This window comes from Cellulosimicrobium sp. RS (assembly GCF_046159675.1).
In the GTDB taxonomy this organism is placed as follows: domain Bacteria; phylum Actinomycetota; class Actinomycetes; order Actinomycetales; family Cellulomonadaceae; genus Cellulosimicrobium; species Cellulosimicrobium funkei.
Genome location: NZ_JBJXVU010000005.1, coordinates 160,921 through 176,683 on the forward strand (window position 1 = coordinate 160,921; position 15,763 = coordinate 176,683).

Sequence of the window (15,763 nt, forward strand, 5' to 3'; positions counted from 1 at the left end):
GTCACGTCACCCGCCCGCGAGCGCGATCCCCGCCACGGCGGCCGCGGAGCACACGAGCAGCATCCCCAGCGCGTGCACGAGCGCGGCCGCACCTCGGCCCGCGAGCAGGAGCCGCGCCCCCTCGACCGACGCCGTCGAGAACGTGGAGTAGCCGCCGAGGAACCCGACGCCGAGCACCGCCACGACGTCCCCCTGGCCCGGGTGCGTCGCCCCCCAGCCCGTGAGCAGCCCCACCAGGAAGCACGCCGTCACGTTGACCACGAGCGTGCCGAGCGGCGTCGACCAGCGGTTGTGCCGCGCGACGACCGTGTCGAGGAGGAACCGGGACGCCGCACCGAGCCCGCCAGCGACGGCGACGAGCAGCAGCTCGGGGAGCCCCGTCACCGCGCGCCACCGCCCCGGGCGACGCGCCGCCGTCGGGCCGCGGCCGCGAGCGCGACGCCGCCCACCGCCGCCGCGACTCCCAGCGCGACGCTCCCCAGCGCGTAGGCCGCGCCGAGGGCGGCGTGCCCGCCGCTCGCGAGGCGCTCGACCTCGACGACGAACGTCGAGTACGTCGTGAAGCCGCCGAGCACGCCCGTGCCGCACCCGAGCCGGACGGCCCGGCGCCGGCCCGAGTCGGGGCCCGCGCGCAGCAGCGTCTCGAGCAGCGCACCGAGCACGAACGAGCCGACGAGGTTGATCCAGAACGTCGTCCACGGCCACGCGCCCGGCACGGGCGCGAACGCCTGCTCGAGCAGCGCGCGCGCCGTCGTGCCGACCGCTCCCCCGGCCGCGACGAGGCCCGCGAGCGCGAGCAGCGGGGTCCGGCGCGTCACCTCTCCCACGGGGTGCGGATCTCCTTCCAGTCCACGACGGCGAGCGGGACCGTGAGCACGGGACGGTGCTGGTGGTGGGCCAGGTGCACCGCGACCGACCCCTCGACGAGCTCGCGCACGTGCGCGAGCGAGCCCGGCGCGCGCGAGCCGACGACGATCACCGCCGCGTCGACGGCGCGCGCGAGGTGGGTCAGCGCGCGGTCGGGCCGCCCCGCGAGGTAGCGCAGCTCCCACGGCACGCGTGCTCCCGCGAGCTCCGCGCCGACCTCGGCGCGCAGGCGCTCGGCGGTGCCCTGCCAGGCGTCGTCGGCGGAGTCCGGGTCGAGGGGCGCGTGCGTCACGGACCCGTCCGGGTGCTCCTCGACCACGGCGCGCGACGCGTCGGCGTACGCCGCGACGAGCCGGGACCCGGCGGCGTCCGCCCAGGCCGCCGCCGTGCGGACGACGAGCGGGTCACCGCCCGGGACGACGCCCACCACCACGGCGTGCCCCGCGAACGGGACCATCCTGTCGAGCGCGGGCTGGGGCACCGCCCCCGCGTGCGGCCGTGCTCTCATGCGGCCTCCTCCCGCGGGCAGCGCCCTGCCCGCCGACGTGCGACGAGTCAGGAACCATCAGCCCGGGCGGCGGTTCGGGCGGCTGCGCCCCGGCGGGATCCATCACCGCTCCCAGCGTAGCCAGCGCCGGGACCGCCCGCTCAGCCGGCCTTGGGCTTCGCGAACTTCTTCTCGTCGAACGACTTCGCCAGCTCGTGGTCGGTGACGACGAACCCGACCGCCTGCGCGACCGGGAGCACCTGGTCGCGCTCCAGGCCGTCGTCGATCCCGAGCCGGTACATGATCACGACGGTGCCCGTGCTCAGCATGACCGACGGCGCGTCCCCGTCGTCGAGGATCGCGTACGAGCCCTGGAACCCGGGCTGCGGGACGGCCGCGGCCAGGGTCGGGTGGGCCGGGCCGGTGGTGTCGGCCAGGGGGTCGCCCTCCGGCGCGTCGTTGAACGCCGCGGCGGCGCGCTCGGCCTCCTCCTTCGAGCCGACGTCCAGCACGACGACGTCGAGCGCGACGGTCGGGCCGTCGTCGGACACGACGCGCGCCTCGAACCCCGCCTGGCACGAGCCCGCGAGGGCCTGGATCGCGGGGATCGCGGGGACGTCGTCGCACGCGAAGTCCCGCCGCGCCACGAGGGCGATGCGGTCGTCGTTGACGAGGTAGTCGTTGTCGGAGAAGTACGCCCACGACATCGGCGCGAGCTCGGGGCCCTTCTCCGGGTCCATCTCCGCGCCCGCGCGGTACTCCTGCGCGAGCCACGGCTCGTCGTCCGTGACGTCGGTGTCCGCGGGGTCCTCGGTCTCCTCCGGCTCCGGCTCCGTCGGCGCGTCCGACGTCGCGGGCGCCTGCTCGGCCGAGGTCGGCCCGGGGTCGGGCGCGGCGTCGTCGCGCAGCCCGAGCCACACGCCGAGGGCGCCCGCGACGAGCCCGAACGCGCCCAGGCCGGCGAGCACCGGCACGAGCCACGGGCGACGGCCGCGGCCCGGCGGCGTCGCGTACGGGGAGAAGCCGTACGGGTCCGACGGCGGCGCGGTCGCCGTCGGGACGACCGTCGCGTCGTCGGGCGCGCCGTAGCCCGGGCCCGACGGCGCCCCGTACGGCCCGGACGGGCTGCCGTACGGAGCCGTGGGGTGGGTGCCGTGCGGCGGGGCGCCGTAGGGCGCGCCGGGCGCGCCCGCGTACGCCCCGGGCGGCGGCGGCGCGGTGTGCCCGGACGGCGGGGGTGCCGTGTGGCCCGACGACGTCGCGGCGGGCGGCCACGTCGCGCCGGTCTCCGCGGGGGGCCAGGTCGCGCCCGTGTCCGCGGGCGGGATCGTCGCGTGCGGGTCCGGGCCGCGGTACCCCTGCGGCGCGGGCGGCGCCCCGCGCTGCCCGTACGGGTCCGTGCCGTACGGGACCTGGGCGTGGGGCTGCCCCGGTCCGGGCGGGGGCGGCGTCCCGCCCGGGGTCGCGGCGCCGTCGTCCCCGTACCGCCGCGGCGGCCGCATGACGGTCTGGTCGTCGACCGGCTCGTACGGCTCGGTGGGGTCGGACATCGGGCGGGTCCTCTCGTCGTGGGCGGCTCGTGCAGGGTATCCCGGGAGCCGTGCCGCGCCGGTGGTCCGCCGAGCGGCGTCTCAGTCGAGCGGGTCGCGCGCGACGGGGCACGTCATGCAGTGCCCGCCGCCCCGGCCGCGGCCGAGCTCCGCCCCGACGATCGTCACGACCTCGACGCCCGCGCGCCGCAGCGCCGCGTTGGTCAGGGTGTTGCGGTCGTAGGTGACGACGACGCCCGGCTCGATGGCGACGGCGTTGTTCCCCGAGTCCCACTGCTGCCGCTCGGACGCGTACGCGTCGCCCGCCGTCTCCACGACGCGCAGCGCGGGCAGGTCCAGGGCGCGCGCCACCACGTCGACGAAGGGCGTGTCGCCCTCGTCGGTGATCTCGACGCCCGGCGCACGGTCCGACGGCCGCAGCGTGAAGGTGTGGATGCCGTCGACGATCGCCGGGTGCACCGTGACGAGGTCGCGGTCCGCGAACGTGAACACGGTGTCGAGGTGCATCGCCGCGCGCAGCCGCGGCATGCCCGCGACGACGACCTGCTCCGCCGCGCCCGCGTCGAACAGCGCCTTCGCGAGCTGCGAGATCGCCTGGCGCGACGTGCGCTCGCTCATCCCGACGAGCACCGCGCCGTTGCCCACCGGCATGACGTCGCCGCCCTCCAGCGTGGCCTGGCCCCAGTCCTGCTCCGGGTCGCCCCACCACACCGTCGACTCCCGGTACTCGGGGTGGAACGCGTAGACCGCCTTCATGAGGAGCGTCTCCTCCTGGCGCGCCGGCCAGTACAGCGGGTTGAGCGTCAGACCCCCGTAGACCCAGCACGTGGTGTCGCGCGTGTACAGGGTGTTCGGCAGCGGCGGGAGCAGGTACTCGAACCCGCCCGTCGACTCGCGCGCGAGGTTCACGTAGCCGGTGCGGTAGTCGTCGGGCAGGTCGGTCGTCGCCAGGCCGCCCACGAGGAACCGCGCGAGCTCGCGCTCGCTCAGCGAGTCGAGGTAGGCCCGCGTGCCCTCGACGAGCCCCAGGCCCACCTGGTTCGGCACGACCTTGCGGTCGAGCACCCACGCCCGCGCCTCGGGGATCGCGAGTGTCTGCGCGAGGAGGTCGTGCAGCTCGACGACCTCGACGCCCCGGTTCGTCAGCTTGTTGACGAAGTCGAGGTGGTCGCGCTGGGCGGCCTCCACCCACATGACGTCGTCGAAGAGGAGGTCGTCGGAGTTCGTCGGGGTCAGCCGCTCGTGCGCGAGCCCCGGTGCGCAGACGAGGACCTTGCGCAGGCGCCCCACCTCCGAGTGGACGCCGTGCTGCGCGGGCGGGACGGTGGACGGGACGGCGGACGCGACGCTCATGGGTGCTCCCTCTCGGTGGTGCGGTCGGTACGGTCCGGTGGTCTCACAGCGACACCCACCCCGCCGCGAGCCCGACGACGGCGAGCACCGCGAGCGCCACGACGACGCCGAGCAGCGCGAGCTCCGCGGGCCCGAACGCCCGCCGCCCCTGCTCGCGGCGCGTCATGACGAAGAGGACGGTGACGGGCGCGTAGAAGACGAACGCGAGCAGCGCGAGGTCGAGCCCGGCCGCGAAGAGCAGGAACGCGGTGTACGCCGACGCGAGGACCGCCACGACGAGGTCGCCCGTCAGGGTGCGGGCGGGGGCGCCGTCGTACGTCTCGCGCGTGAGCCGCAGCCGCAGCGCGTAGAGCGCGGCCAGGAGGAACGGGATGAGGGTCATCGACGCGGTGAGGTCGAGCGCGAAGTCGAACGCGTCGTCGGAGAAGTACGTGACGACGAGGACCACCTGCGAGAGCGCCGTGCTGAGCAGCAGCGCGTTCACCGGGACGTCCTCCCGGCGCGTGCGGGTGAGGAACCGCGGCATGTCCCGGTCCTGGGCCGCGACGAAGAGGACCTCCGCCGCCATGAGGGTCCACGCGAGGTAGGCGCCCAGGACCGAGACGATCAGCCCGACGCCCACGAAGACGCTCCCCCACGGCCCGACCGCGGCCTCCAGCACGCCCGCCATCGACGGCTGGCGCAGCTCCGCGATCTCGGCCATCGGCAGGATCCCGTAGGACACGATCGTCACCGACGCGAAGATCGCGAGCACGCTCGTGAACCCGAGGATCGTCGCCCGCCCCACGTCCTCGCGGCGGCGCGCGTGCCGCGAGTAGACGCTCGCGCCCTCGACCCCGAGGAAGACGAACACGGTGACGAGCATGGTGTCGCGCACCTGGTCGAACAGCGACCCGGTGTACGAGGCGCCGTGGAGGTTCGCCGCGAAGACCGCGGGGTCGAACGCGAGCACGGCGAGCAGGACGAAGACGAGGATGGGCACGAGCTTGGCGATCGTGACGATCCGGTTGATCGCCGTCGCCTCCCGGATCCCCTGCCGCACGAGCGCGAAGAAGAGCCACAGCCCGACCGACGAGAGCACGAGCGCGAGCACCGTGTCCCCCGCGCCCAGGGCCGGAACCCACGCCCCGAGCGTCGACATGATGAGCACCCAGTACGTCACGTTGCCCACGCACGCGCTCGCCCAGTACCCGGCGGCGGCGTAGAAGCCCGTGAACTCCCCGAAGCCCGCCTTCGCGTACGCGTAGACCCCGGCGTCGAGCCCGGGCTTGCGGACCGCGAGCCGCTGGAAGACGAGGGCGAGCGTGAACATGCCCGCACCCGCGACGACCCACGCCACGAGCGCGCCCGCGACGCCCGTCTCCTGCGCGAAGCGGCGCGGGAGCGAGAAGACGCCCGCCCCCACCATGGAGCCCACGACCATCGCCGTGAGCGTGAGCACGGTGACCTTCGTGGTGCCGGACGTCGTGCCCTGCGCCGTGCCCTCAGCGGTCATGCCCCACGCCCCTCGCGCTCGCGTGCCGGCCCGCGCCGAGCGGCTCGGCGTCGCCGTGCTGACCCGGTCGATGATGGCAGCGTCGCGGGCGGGCCGCGCGTCGGGTGACGGGGTCCCCCGCGCGGCCTACCCCGGGCGCCGTACCCGCCGCCCGATCTCCTCCTCAGGGTGGACACGCGCGCGCGATCGGTACCAGTACGCTGCCGGTGGGTCGCCGGACACGGCAGGGGGGAACTGCTCGACCGACGAGTGACCGACCGTCGTCCGACCCACCTCACCGCACATGAACCTGCTCACCTGGACCGCCGTCGACCACCGGACCTGGCGTGCCCGCAGCGCCTCGCGCGAGTACGTCGTCCGGCGCGACGACACCGGCACCTGGACCCTCGACGGCCCCGGCCGCACGTGGGGCGCGCTGCCGAGCCTCGAGATCGCCCAGGAGGTCGCCTCGCTCGCCGACGAGGTCCACCACGACGACGACCGGATGACGAGCTATCGCGTCGTCACCGCCACGGGTGCGCGGCGCGGCGAGCCGTTCGGCGCCGAGACGGACGAGGACGCGCTCGACGTGCTGCGGGCCCGGCGCCGGGCCGGCAACCTCCCGCTCGCACCGTTCCGCCTGGAGACCTCCGACGGCCGCCTGGTCGGCGCGTGGGACAAGGCCGTCCAGATCCCGGCCCGGTCGGTCGGCGACGGGACGCCCGGGCCGGTCTGACGAGCCCGTCTGACGCTCAGGCCCGCGACGCGGCGCGACGCGACGCGAGCGCGGCCCGCCGCCGTCGGCTGCTCTCGACGTGGGCCGCGGCGAGCTCCGCGGCCCGGTCGCCGTCCCGGGCACGCACCGCGTCGAACAGCGCCACGTGCTCGTCGGTGACGTCGGCGAGGTCGTCGTGCTGCGACAGGGCCCAGCGCATCCGGCTGCGGATGCCCTGCATCATGTCGTCGAGCAGCCGGTTGCCCGCGAGCGCCGTGACGATCTCGTGGAAGTCGGCGGCCGAGCGGCGCGACCCCACGGGGTCGGCCGCGCGCGCACCCTCCTGCTCGCGGTCGAGCACGGCGCGCAGGCGATCCAGGCCCGCGGGCTCGTGGCGCTCGGCGGCGAGGCGGAACGCGAGCGGCTCGAGCACGGTGCGGACCTCGTCCAGGTCGGCGAGGTCGGCGTCGGTGAACGCCCGCACGACGGCCCACGTGTGCGGGCGCAGCGCGACGAGCCCCTCCCCCTCCAGGACCTTGAGCGCGTCGCGCACGGGGATGCGGCTCACGCCGAACCCGGCGGCGAGGTCGCGCTCGACGAGGCGCGAGCCGGGCTCGCGCACGCCGTCGAGGATCTCGTCCCGCAGCCGGGACGCGACCCGCGCGGACTCCAGCACTCGCTCCTCGGCTCCGGCCACGCGTCGATTCTCGCACCGGCCCGGGTGCCGTTGAGAGCCCGTGCGGACCGTGCGAGGGTGGACGGGACCGCGTCGAACGAGGGAGTTCCGATGACGAGCACCACCCGTACCCCCGCCCGCGCGACCCAGGGCAGGGTGCGCCGCGCCCGGCTCGCCGGGGCGACGGCCCTGGCCGCGGGGATCGCGCTCGCGGCGCCGGCCGCGGCGGTCGTGCCCACCGCGGCACCCGCCGACGACGGCTACGAGGTGATCCTCGACGGCACCCCGGAGTCGTTCGACGCGTGGGAGTACGCAGGCGACGGCGGGTTCGACCGTCTCGACGACGGCACGGTGCGCAGCCGCGCCGGAGCGCGCGGCGGGTTCGGGACCCTCTGGTACCCGGTGCGCCAGTACGGCGACTTCTCGATGGTGGTCGAGCTCCGCGACGACGCCCCCGGCGACGCGCGCGCGAACAGCGGGATCCAGGTGCGGTTCCCCGACCTGTCCGGTCCGGTCGAGGGCTGCCCGACGACGTTCAACGGCAACGAGACGGGCAACCTGTCGTGGATCGCGGTCAACTGCGGCCACGAGATCCAGGTCAACGACTCCCCCGAGGGCGGCTCGAACGACCCGCGCAAGACGGGCTCGGTCTACGGGTTCGCCGACCTCGGCCTCGACGAGGCCCGGCCCACCGCCAAGGGCACGTGGAACGAGCTGGAGGTGCGCGTCGTCGGGCAGCACTACACGGTGATCCGCGACGGCGTGGTCATCAACGAGTACGAGAACCTGCCGGGCGTGCCGTTCCCCGACCGTCCGCTCGACCCGGACTCGAGCTCGCGCGGGCTCGTCGGGTACGTCGGCCTCCAGGCGCACGGCTCCGCGCCGGACGTCGTGTCGTTCCGCGAGGTGCGGGTCCGCGAGCTGCCGCCCGTCCACGTCGAGGCCGACGCGCGGTGCCTCGGCGGGACGGCGCACGTCGCCGTCCGTGCCGAGAACGTCGGGAGCGACCCGGTCGACGTCACGCTCGGCACGCCGGCCGGCGAGCGCACGTTCGACGCCGTGGCGCCGGGGCGCAACGCGTACCGCGCGTTCAGCGCCCGTGCGGCGTCGGTCGACGCGGGGACCGCGACGCTCACGGTCCCCGGCGCCGACGGCCCCGTGGTCGTCGAGACGCCCTACGCGGGCGTCGACTGCACCTGACCGGCGGCCGGGCCTACGACCCCGCGGGCACCGTGACCTCGACGTGCGCGGCGTCCCCGAGGTCGCGCGTCGCGACGACGACGCCGCGCTGCCGGTAGTCGCCGGTGCGCGCCGTCGTCGGGACGGGCGCGAGCGCGTCCGGGCCGCTCCCGGCGCGCACCCGCACGCCGTCCCCGGTCGCCGTGACGCGGTAGGCCACGCGGCGCGTGCGGCCGCCGAGGTCCAGGTCGACGGCGAGGCCGTCCGCGGCCGCGGGCAGCACGGGGTCGACGACGATCTCCCCGCCGCGCTCGGTCAGCCCGAGGACGCCCTGGACGAGCTGGCGCAGGTAGATGCCGGGGCCGCTGGAGTACACGCGCCACCCGCCGCGCACCCCGACGCTCCCGTCGCGGAGCCCGTCGAAGTCGCGCGCGAAGCTCTCGCGGTCGGGGAAGTCCGCGTCGCTCGACGAGAAGTAGGCGTTGCGCTGGCGCGGGGCGGCGTGCGCGAGGCGCCGGCCGAGGTCGACCGGGCTGATGCGCAGCAGCTCGTCGAGCGCGCGGCCGCGGCCCAGGGCCGCGAGCGCCTCGACGTAACGGATGTGCGCGTGCACGTACATGAGCCCGATCTCGCGGCCGACGTTCGCGGCCTGCTCGGCGCGCAGGAACGTGTGCGGCACGCCCTCGTCGAACGCGGCCGGGTGGTCCATGAGGCGCACGCCGTCGGGGAAGTGCAGGTGCTCCAGCACGAGTCGCTCGTGGTCCGCGGCCTCCTCGGGCGTGAGGATGCCCGCGATGATCGACTGCGACATGGGGATGAGGCGGTACCGCATCCCGGAGACGGTGTCCGACGGGTGGATGACGAGCTCGTCGCCGTCGGCGCCGTGGCGCACGTACCCGGCGAGGACGCCGTCCACGAGGGCGCGCTCGCGCAGGTCCGCGCGGACCTCCGCCGCGAGCGTGCCCGCGCGCCCGGAGAGCGCTGCGAGGTCGTCGCGGCCGGCGGTCGTGCGGGCGAGCAGCTCCGCGGCCTGCACGAGCAGCGCGGAGGTCCACGTCGACGCCAGGTCGGTGCGCATCCGCGGGTCGGCGGGCTGCAGCGTGTCGTCCCAGTCGCCCTCGCCGTAGGCGGGCAGCGCGGTGCCGGGCAGGCGGTCGCGGTCGAGGTGGTCGAGCAGGCGGGCCACGTGGTCGCGGACGGTCGCCGCGGCGTCGGGCCCCGAGGCGGCCGGGCGGCGCTGCTCGTGGTCCCAGAACGGGACGTGCTCGTCGAGCACGGCGAGGTCGCCGCTCGCCTCCAGGTACTGGGCGAGCGCGAACAGCGGCCACACCACGACGTCGCCGTGCGAGGAGTCGTTGTACCGCTCCGCGTAGGCGTCGAACATGAACCACTGCGGGAACTCGCCCCACGTGTGCTGGTGGGCCAGGACGCGCAGCACGATCTCGCGCGCGACGTCGTGGCGCCCGCCCGCGAGCGCGAGCTCGAACGGGCCCTGGCACACGTCGCGCGTGCCCCAGGCCGCGCCGGAGTACTGCTCCAGGCCGTGCGGTACGAGGAAGTGGATCAGCGCGTCGTGCGCGTACCAGGGCACGAGGAGGTCGAGCTCCTGCGTCTCGACCGTCGCGTGCGGCGCGAACCGCAGCCCGCGCACGACGCCGCGGACGGTCTCGACGTGCCGCGCGAGGGTCGCGTCGACGTCCGCCAGGGGGTCGAGCGCGCCCGCGAGGAGCCCGAGCGCGGCGTCGGTCCCACGCAGCGAGCCGGTGAGGGCGAGCGTGAGCGACCCGGTGCCGGTCGTGCTCGTGAGGCGGCGGGTCGTGCCGGACGCGGCGTCCCCGGCGCCCGCGTCCTCGACGACGAGCCGCGCGGACGACGCCAGGGCGTACCGCAGGTCCGGGTAGTGCGCGTCGACGTCGCCGCCCGGCACGGGCCGCACCACGACGGCGTCGCCCGGGGCCGCGGGGACGTGCTCGGCGAGCCAGCCGCCGGCCTCGTCCTCGAGCTCGAGGGTCGCGGTGACGTGCAGCGGGCGCTCGCAGCGCACGGCGACGTCGATGCGGTTCTCGCGGTCGTGCGCGACGGTCCGCACGTCGACCCGCCCGAGCGGCGTCTCGTAGAGCCAGCGGACGCCGCCGACGTCGAGCACGAGCGCGGACGGCAGGCCGAGGAGCCGGGGCCCGCGCCCGTCGTCGACGAGCACGCGCAGGCCGCTGCTGCGCACGAGGTTGAGGTGGTGGCGGTGCACGGTCGCGAGGCGGTTCGCCGTGGTGTTGCCGAGCACGACGTGCGACGCGAAGACGCCGGGCGCGAACGCCGTCGTGGAGAGGACGTCGTCCGTGGGCAGCACGTCGTCGCCCGCCTTGAGCACGTGCCCGTGCGAGCGCTCGGTCACGGTGTCCTTGCGCGCGTCGACGACGTGCGTCCCCGTCGCGGTGAAGAACGACAGGAGCGTGCCGTCGGCGTCGCGCTCGGGCAGGAGCACGTCGTCGGCGGAGAGGCCGACGGCGGCGAGCAGCCCGGCCTCGTCGAGCTCGTCGCCCGCGAGGAGCGGCGCGTCGCGCAGCGCGGAGGCGGAGGGCGTGAAGCGCGCGGTCGGGCGCTCGGCGGCCGCGGCGGCGACCGCGGCGGCGGCCCAGCCGGACACCTCGACGAGGTGGGCCGCGAGCGGCCCGGGCGCGTCGGCGTCGACCACGGTCACGGCGTGCACGACCGCGGTCCCGGTCGAGAGGTCGAGCGGGCGCGAGACGAGCGTCGGCATCGCGTACTCGTACTGGAGCACGCCCGGCTGCACGGGGCCGAGCAGGCCGTGCGGCAGCCCGTCGCGCCGCGAGCGCGCGGTGAAGACCTGGAGCGAGTCCGTGAGGTGCGCGACGGCGCCCTCGACGAGGAACGCGACCGCGAGCGGGAGGCGCGGCTGCGCGGACATGGTCTGCCGGCTGACGAGCACGGTCCCGGCGTCGGGGTGCTCGAGCGCGCGGTGCAGCAGGTACTGGCACACGTACGGCTCGCTCGACAGCGCCGCGGCGGGCGGCGCGAGCGCCAGGTCCTGCGCGTGCACGACGTCGTAGCGCGTCCCGGCGTCCGTCGCGGGGCCGGCCGTGAGGTCGACGCGCCAGACGAGCGCGCGCCCGTCGAGCGTGAGCGCGACGCGCGTGGCGAGCCCGAGCGCGGCGCCCGACCACACGACGCGGTCGGCGCCGACCTCGACCGCCGTCACGGCGGGTGCGGAGCCGGTGAGGCGCGCGACCTCGACCGTGCCGTCCGGGCGCGTGGCGCGCAGCAGGATGCCGCCGGGCATGCGGTCGTGCTCGCCCGGCAGGTACTGGTTCACGAGCAGGCCGTCCGTGCTGACGGCGCGCACGTCGCCGCCGCCGGTGAGCTCGACGGTCAGGCCGCCCGAGGTGAGCGTGGCGCGGGCGGGGGTCTCGGTCGCGGTGAGGGTCACGCGGTCTCCTGCTCGGTGGTGCGGGGCTCGGGTGCTGCGGGCGACGTGCCGTCGGGGCGCAGCAGCGCGAGGAACTGGTCGAAGAGGGCGACCATGTCGACGTTGTCGGGGTCGAGCAGCCACTGGAGCTGCAGGCCGTCCATGACGGCGGAGAAGAGCTGGCCGATCGCGGCCGGGTCGACCTCGGGGCGCAGCTCGCCCCGGGCGACGGCGTCCTGGAAGCGGGTGTCGTCCTGGTGGCGCAGCGCGCGGTAGCGGTCGCGGACGACGTCGTGCGCGGGGTGGGTCGCATCGGTCGCCTCGGCGGCGACCACCACGTGGAGGGACACGAGGCCGGGCGTCTCGGCGTTGCGGCGCACCTGGTCGCGGATGGTCGTCAGCAGGTCGGCGCCGGCGGCCTCGTCCTCGCCGCGGCGCACCCGGTCGCGCCGGTCGCGCTCCTCCAGGGTCGCCGTGAGGAGGCCGGCCTTGCTGCCGAAGTGGTGCAGGAGCCCGGCCTCGGAGATCCCGACGCGGGCCGCGATCTCGCGCAGCGAGCTCCCGCGGAAGCCCTGCTCGCCGAACACCTCGACCGCCGTGCGGAGGATCTCGCGGCGGCGCTGCTCGCCGCGGACGATGCGGCGGTCGGGGAGGCCGGCCGCCGTCGTGCCGCGAGCGCCCGTCGCGGTCGTCGTCCTCGGGCCCCCGGCCGTCCCCGTCGTGGCGCCGCCACCTGCGGGGTCGCTCTCGTTCATCACCGTCTCCTTCGGCAGGTCTGTCGGCGCCAACGGTACGGCCTGGACGCCCCGGTTGAAAATACTAACCGAGCGCACGCTAAGGTAGTTTCCACAGCGGCTCACACGGACGAGCCGACTGCTCGATGAGGAGGATTGCTCATGAAGCTCGGACGCAAGGCGGTCGCCATCGGCGTCGTCGGACTCCTGGCCCTGACCGCGTGCGGTCGCGCGGACGACGACTCCACGGGTGGTGAGACCAGCGCCGGCTCCACCACGACGGTGGACGACGCGCCCGCGGAGGGTGACATCACGATCTGGGCGATGGGTGAGGAGGGCGAGAAGCTGCCCGACTTCGTCCAGGGCTTCACGGAGGAGAACCCCGACGCGAACGTCGAGGTCACCACGATCCCGTGGGCCGACGTCATGACGAAGTTCCAGACCGCCGTCGCCGCGGGCACCGTGCCCGACGCGATCATGATCGGCTCGTCCTTCATGCCGACGATGGTCGCGACCGGCGGCCTCGCCCCCGTCCCCGAGGGCCTCGTCGACAACGACGACTTCGTCGAGGGCGCCGCCGCCTCGACCGTCGCCGACGGCGTCGCGTACGGCGTGCCGTGGTACGTCGAGACGCGCGTCCTGTACTACCGCTCCGACCTCGCCCAGGCCGCGGGCGTCGAGGCTCCCACCAGCTGGGAGGAGCTCACCGCGTTCGCGGAGGCCATGAAGGCCAACGGCTCGACCTACGGCCTCCAGCTCCCGATGGGCGACGCCGAGGACTCGACGCAGGTCATCCTGCCGTTCTACTCGCAGGCCGGCGGCTCCGTCCTCAACGAGGCCGGCGACGGGTTCGACCTCGACAACCAGGCGATGGTCGACGCGCTCGACTACTACGCGTCCTTCTTCACCGAGGGCCTGTCGCCGCTGTCCGGCTACGGCGACTCGCAGAACAGCGCGTTCGTCGACGGCTCCGACCCGGCGTTCATCTCCGGCCCGTGGATGGTCAACGTGCTCGCCGACCTCCAGGGCGAGGACTGGGTCGAGCAGAACGTGGCCACCGTGCCCGTGCCCGCCGGCTCCGCCAACAACGACTCCTACATCGGCGGCGCGCACCTCGGCGTCTTCGCCGAGGCCAAGAACGCCGACGGCGCCTGGAAGCTGATCCGCTGGCTCTCCGAGCCCGAGACGCAGCAGGCGTGGTTCGACGCGACGAGCGACCTGCCCGCGCTGAACAGCGCGTGGGACTACGAGGCGCTCACCTCGAACCCCCGCACCCAGGTGCTCCAGGAGCAGCTCGAGAACACGATCGCCCCGCCGACCGTCCCGAGCTGGGACGAGCTCTCGGCCACCATCGAGACCGAGGCCGAGAAGGTCGCGAACGGTCAGGTGTCCTCCGAGGACGCGGCGAAGGCCATCCAGGCCAAGGCCGACACGCTCGGGCTCGGCTGGTAACAGGGCCCGTCAGTCATGACCACCACCACCGAGGGACGGCGCCGGCGTACGGCCGGCGCCGTCCACCGGCGACGGCAAGCGCTCGTCGCCTGGCTGTTCGCGCTCCCGTTCGTCGCGGTCTTCACGGTCTTCATGCTGGGGCCGCTGCTCGCGTCGTTCGGGATGTCGTTCTCGGACCTCACGATCCGTGACATCAAGACCCCGTTCGCGGTGAACTTCGTCGGGATCGAGAACTTCACCGGCGTCTTCCAGGACGAGCTGTTCCGCAAGGCGCTGGTCAACACCTTCTACTTCGTCCTCGTCGGCATCCCGCTGACGATGGTGCTCGGCCTCGCCCTGGCCGTCGCGCTCAACTCGGGCATCGAGAAGTTCCGCAGCGTCTTCCGCGTCGGCTTCTACACGCCCGTCGTGACGTCGATCGTCGCCGTGGCGGTCGTCTGGCGGTTCATCCTCCAGGACTCGGGCCTCGTGAACACCGTGCTCGGCTGGGTCGGGATCGACGGTCCCGACTGGCTCAACGACAGCACGTGGGCGATGCCGTCGATCATCCTCATGGCCGCGTGGCGCAACATGGGCACGCTCATGATCATCTTCCTGGCCGGCCTGCAGGCGATCCCGCGCGACGTCTACGAGGCGGCCGAGGTCGACGGCGCGGGCTCGTGGCGCCGCTTCCGCTCCATCACGGTCCCGCTGATGCGCCCGACGCTGCTGCTCGGCGCGGTGCTGCTGTCGGTCGGCTTCCTCCAGGTGTTCGAGGAGCCCTTCGTCATGACCAAGGGCGGCCCGGTCAACTCGACGCTGACCATCAGCTACTACGTCTACAACCAGTTCGGGTACGGCAACTACGCGTTCGCCTCCGCAGCCGCGTACGTGCTCTTCGCGCTGATCGCCGCCCTCGCCGCCGTCCAGTTCCGCCTGCTGCGGTCGAAGGAGGATTGACATGACCGTCACGTCCTCGCGGACCCCCTCCGCGACGTCGGCCCCCCAGGACGCGCCGCGCCGTCGGCCGCGACGCCCGGTCCGCTGGTCGCGCGGCGCCACGTACACCGCGCTCGTCGTCGGGCTGCTCCTGACGCTCATGCCGTTCATCTGGATGGCGCTCGGCAGCTTCAAGACGCAGGGCGAGCTCCTGCAGCGGCCCATCACCTGGTGGCCCGAGAACCCGACGCTCGACAACTACGAGCGGTGGCTGTCCCAGCTCAACTACGGGCAGTACTTCACCAACTCGATCGTCGTCGCCGTCGTCGTGGTGCTCGGCAACATCGTCTTCTGCTCGATGGTCGGCTACGCCCTCGCGAAGATGCAGTTCCCCGGCAAGAAGGTGCTGTTCGCGCTCGTCATGCTCACGCTCATGGTCCCGGGCGTCGTCACGCTCGTGCCGATGTTCGTGCTCGTGTCCAACATGGGCCTCGTCAACACCTACCCGGCGCTCATCCTGCCGTTCCTCGCCGGCCCGCTCGGCGTGTTCCTCATGCGGCAGTTCATGCTCGGCATCCCGGACGCGCTCATCGAGGCCGCCCGGATCGACGGCGCGGGCGAGTTCCGGGTCTTCTTCCGGATCGTGCTCCCCCAGTGCGGGCCGCCGCTCGCGACGCTGAGCATCCTCACGTTCCTCGGGTCGTGGAACAACTTCCTGTGGCCCCTGGTCGTCGCGCAGACGGAGAACATGTACACCCTCCCCGTCGCGCTCTCGCTGTACTCGGTCGGCTCGAACGGCACCTACTACGGCTTGCTCATGGCCGGGTCCGTGCTCGTCGTGACGCCGATCCTCATCCTGTTCCTGTTCCTGCAGCGCTACTTCGTGCAGGGCATCGCCATGACCGGCATCAAGTGACCGGCGACCGACGAGGAG

General features: G+C 74.4%; 14 protein-coding genes and 1 riboswitch. Of the genes, 5 read left to right on the plus strand and 9 right to left on the minus strand.

The genetic code is table 11. The features are described 5' to 3' along the window. Window positions 1-6 precede the first annotated feature (6 nt). The 6 genes from ACI769_RS09820 to ACI769_RS09845 all read right to left on the minus strand — a co-directional run bounded on the left by ACI769_RS09820 (window position 7) and on the right by ACI769_RS09845 (window position 5,752). Window positions 7-384 (minus strand): fluoride efflux transporter FluC, encoded by a 378-nt coding sequence (locus tag ACI769_RS09820; RefSeq protein WP_409141532.1) that lies wholly within the window; start codon window positions 382-384, stop codon window positions 7-9. Continuing rightward, on the minus strand, window positions 381-827 hold the full coding sequence (locus ACI769_RS09825) for a CrcB family protein (protein WP_085386986.1): 447 nt from the start codon (window positions 825-827) through the stop codon (window positions 381-383). The genes ACI769_RS09820 and ACI769_RS09825 overlap by 4 nt, the downstream gene beginning before the upstream one ends. Continuing rightward, window positions 815-1,375, minus strand: coding sequence for a universal stress protein (locus tag ACI769_RS09830; protein WP_061268133.1), 561 nt, complete (start codon window positions 1,373-1,375; stop codon window positions 815-817). Before ACI769_RS09830 ends, ACI769_RS09825 begins: the two co-directional genes overlap by 13 nt. Window positions 1,376-1,416: 41 nt before the next feature. After that, a riboswitch (Fluoride riboswitch) is annotated at window positions 1,417-1,491 on the minus strand. A 24-nt stretch (window positions 1,492-1,515) separates the two neighbouring features. Next, complete coding sequence (locus ACI769_RS09835) at window positions 1,516-2,904, minus strand: hypothetical protein (RefSeq protein WP_409141533.1); 1,389 nt, start codon at window positions 2,902-2,904, stop codon at window positions 1,516-1,518. Window positions 2,905-2,985: 81 nt separating this feature from the next. Then, on the minus strand, window positions 2,986-4,257 hold the full coding sequence (locus ACI769_RS09840; protein ID WP_085386983.1) for an arginine deiminase: 1,272 nt from the start codon (window positions 4,255-4,257) through the stop codon (window positions 2,986-2,988). A gap of 43 nt (window positions 4,258-4,300) precedes the next feature. Then, window positions 4,301-5,752, minus strand: coding sequence for a basic amino acid/polyamine antiporter (locus tag ACI769_RS09845; RefSeq protein ID WP_409141534.1), 1,452 nt, complete (start codon window positions 5,750-5,752; stop codon window positions 4,301-4,303). A 283-nt stretch (window positions 5,753-6,035) separates the two neighbouring features. Here ACI769_RS09845 and ACI769_RS09850 point away from each other — a divergent pair, with 283 nt between their 5' ends. Beyond that, a complete protein-coding gene (locus ACI769_RS09850; RefSeq protein WP_043654679.1) occupies window positions 6,036-6,467 on the plus strand; it encodes a hypothetical protein in 432 nt (143 codons plus the stop codon). A 16-nt stretch (window positions 6,468-6,483) separates the two neighbouring features. Here ACI769_RS09850 and ACI769_RS09855 read toward each other — a convergent pair whose 3' ends face one another. Further along, entirely contained in the window at window positions 6,484-7,143 is a 660-nt protein-coding gene (locus tag ACI769_RS09855) for a GntR family transcriptional regulator (protein ID WP_409141535.1), read from the minus strand. A gap of 90 nt (window positions 7,144-7,233) precedes the next feature. On the opposite strand from ACI769_RS09855, the gene ACI769_RS09860 reads away from it, so the two are divergent. After that, the gene (locus ACI769_RS09860; RefSeq protein ID WP_409141536.1) at window positions 7,234-8,322 is read left to right on the plus strand and encodes a DUF1080 domain-containing protein; all 1,089 of its coding nucleotides are present in this window, start codon (window positions 7,234-7,236) and stop codon (window positions 8,320-8,322) included. A 13-nt stretch (window positions 8,323-8,335) separates the two neighbouring features. On the opposite strand, the gene ACI769_RS09865 is transcribed toward ACI769_RS09860, so the two are convergent. Both ACI769_RS09865 and ACI769_RS09870 read right to left on the minus strand, forming a co-directional pair. Further along, window positions 8,336-11,746, minus strand: a complete 3,411-nt coding sequence (locus ACI769_RS09865) for a GH36-type glycosyl hydrolase domain-containing protein (RefSeq protein WP_409141537.1) — start codon at window positions 11,744-11,746, stop codon at window positions 8,336-8,338. Then, window positions 11,743-12,480 carry a TetR/AcrR family transcriptional regulator gene (locus tag ACI769_RS09870; RefSeq protein WP_081895914.1) on the minus strand — a complete coding sequence of 246 codons (738 nt, stop codon included), beginning with the start codon at window positions 12,478-12,480 and terminating at the stop codon, window positions 11,743-11,745. Before ACI769_RS09870 ends, ACI769_RS09865 begins: the two co-directional genes overlap by 4 nt. 141 nt (window positions 12,481-12,621) lie before the next feature. Here ACI769_RS09870 and ACI769_RS09875 point away from each other — a divergent pair, with 141 nt between their 5' ends. The 3 genes from ACI769_RS09875 to ACI769_RS09885 are packed head-to-tail and all read left to right on the plus strand — an operon-like array spanning window position 12,622 to window position 15,745. Next, window positions 12,622-13,911, plus strand: coding sequence for an extracellular solute-binding protein (locus ACI769_RS09875; RefSeq protein ID WP_085386978.1), 1,290 nt, complete (start codon window positions 12,622-12,624; stop codon window positions 13,909-13,911). 15 nt (window positions 13,912-13,926) lie between these two features. Then, window positions 13,927-14,850, plus strand: a complete 924-nt coding sequence (locus tag ACI769_RS09880; protein WP_021481814.1) for a carbohydrate ABC transporter permease — start codon at window positions 13,927-13,929, stop codon at window positions 14,848-14,850. A 1-nt stretch (window position 14,851) separates the two neighbouring features. Further along, on the plus strand, window positions 14,852-15,745 hold the full coding sequence (locus ACI769_RS09885; RefSeq protein WP_409141538.1) for a carbohydrate ABC transporter permease: 894 nt from the start codon (window positions 14,852-14,854) through the stop codon (window positions 15,743-15,745). Window positions 15,746-15,763: the final 18 nt, after the last annotated feature.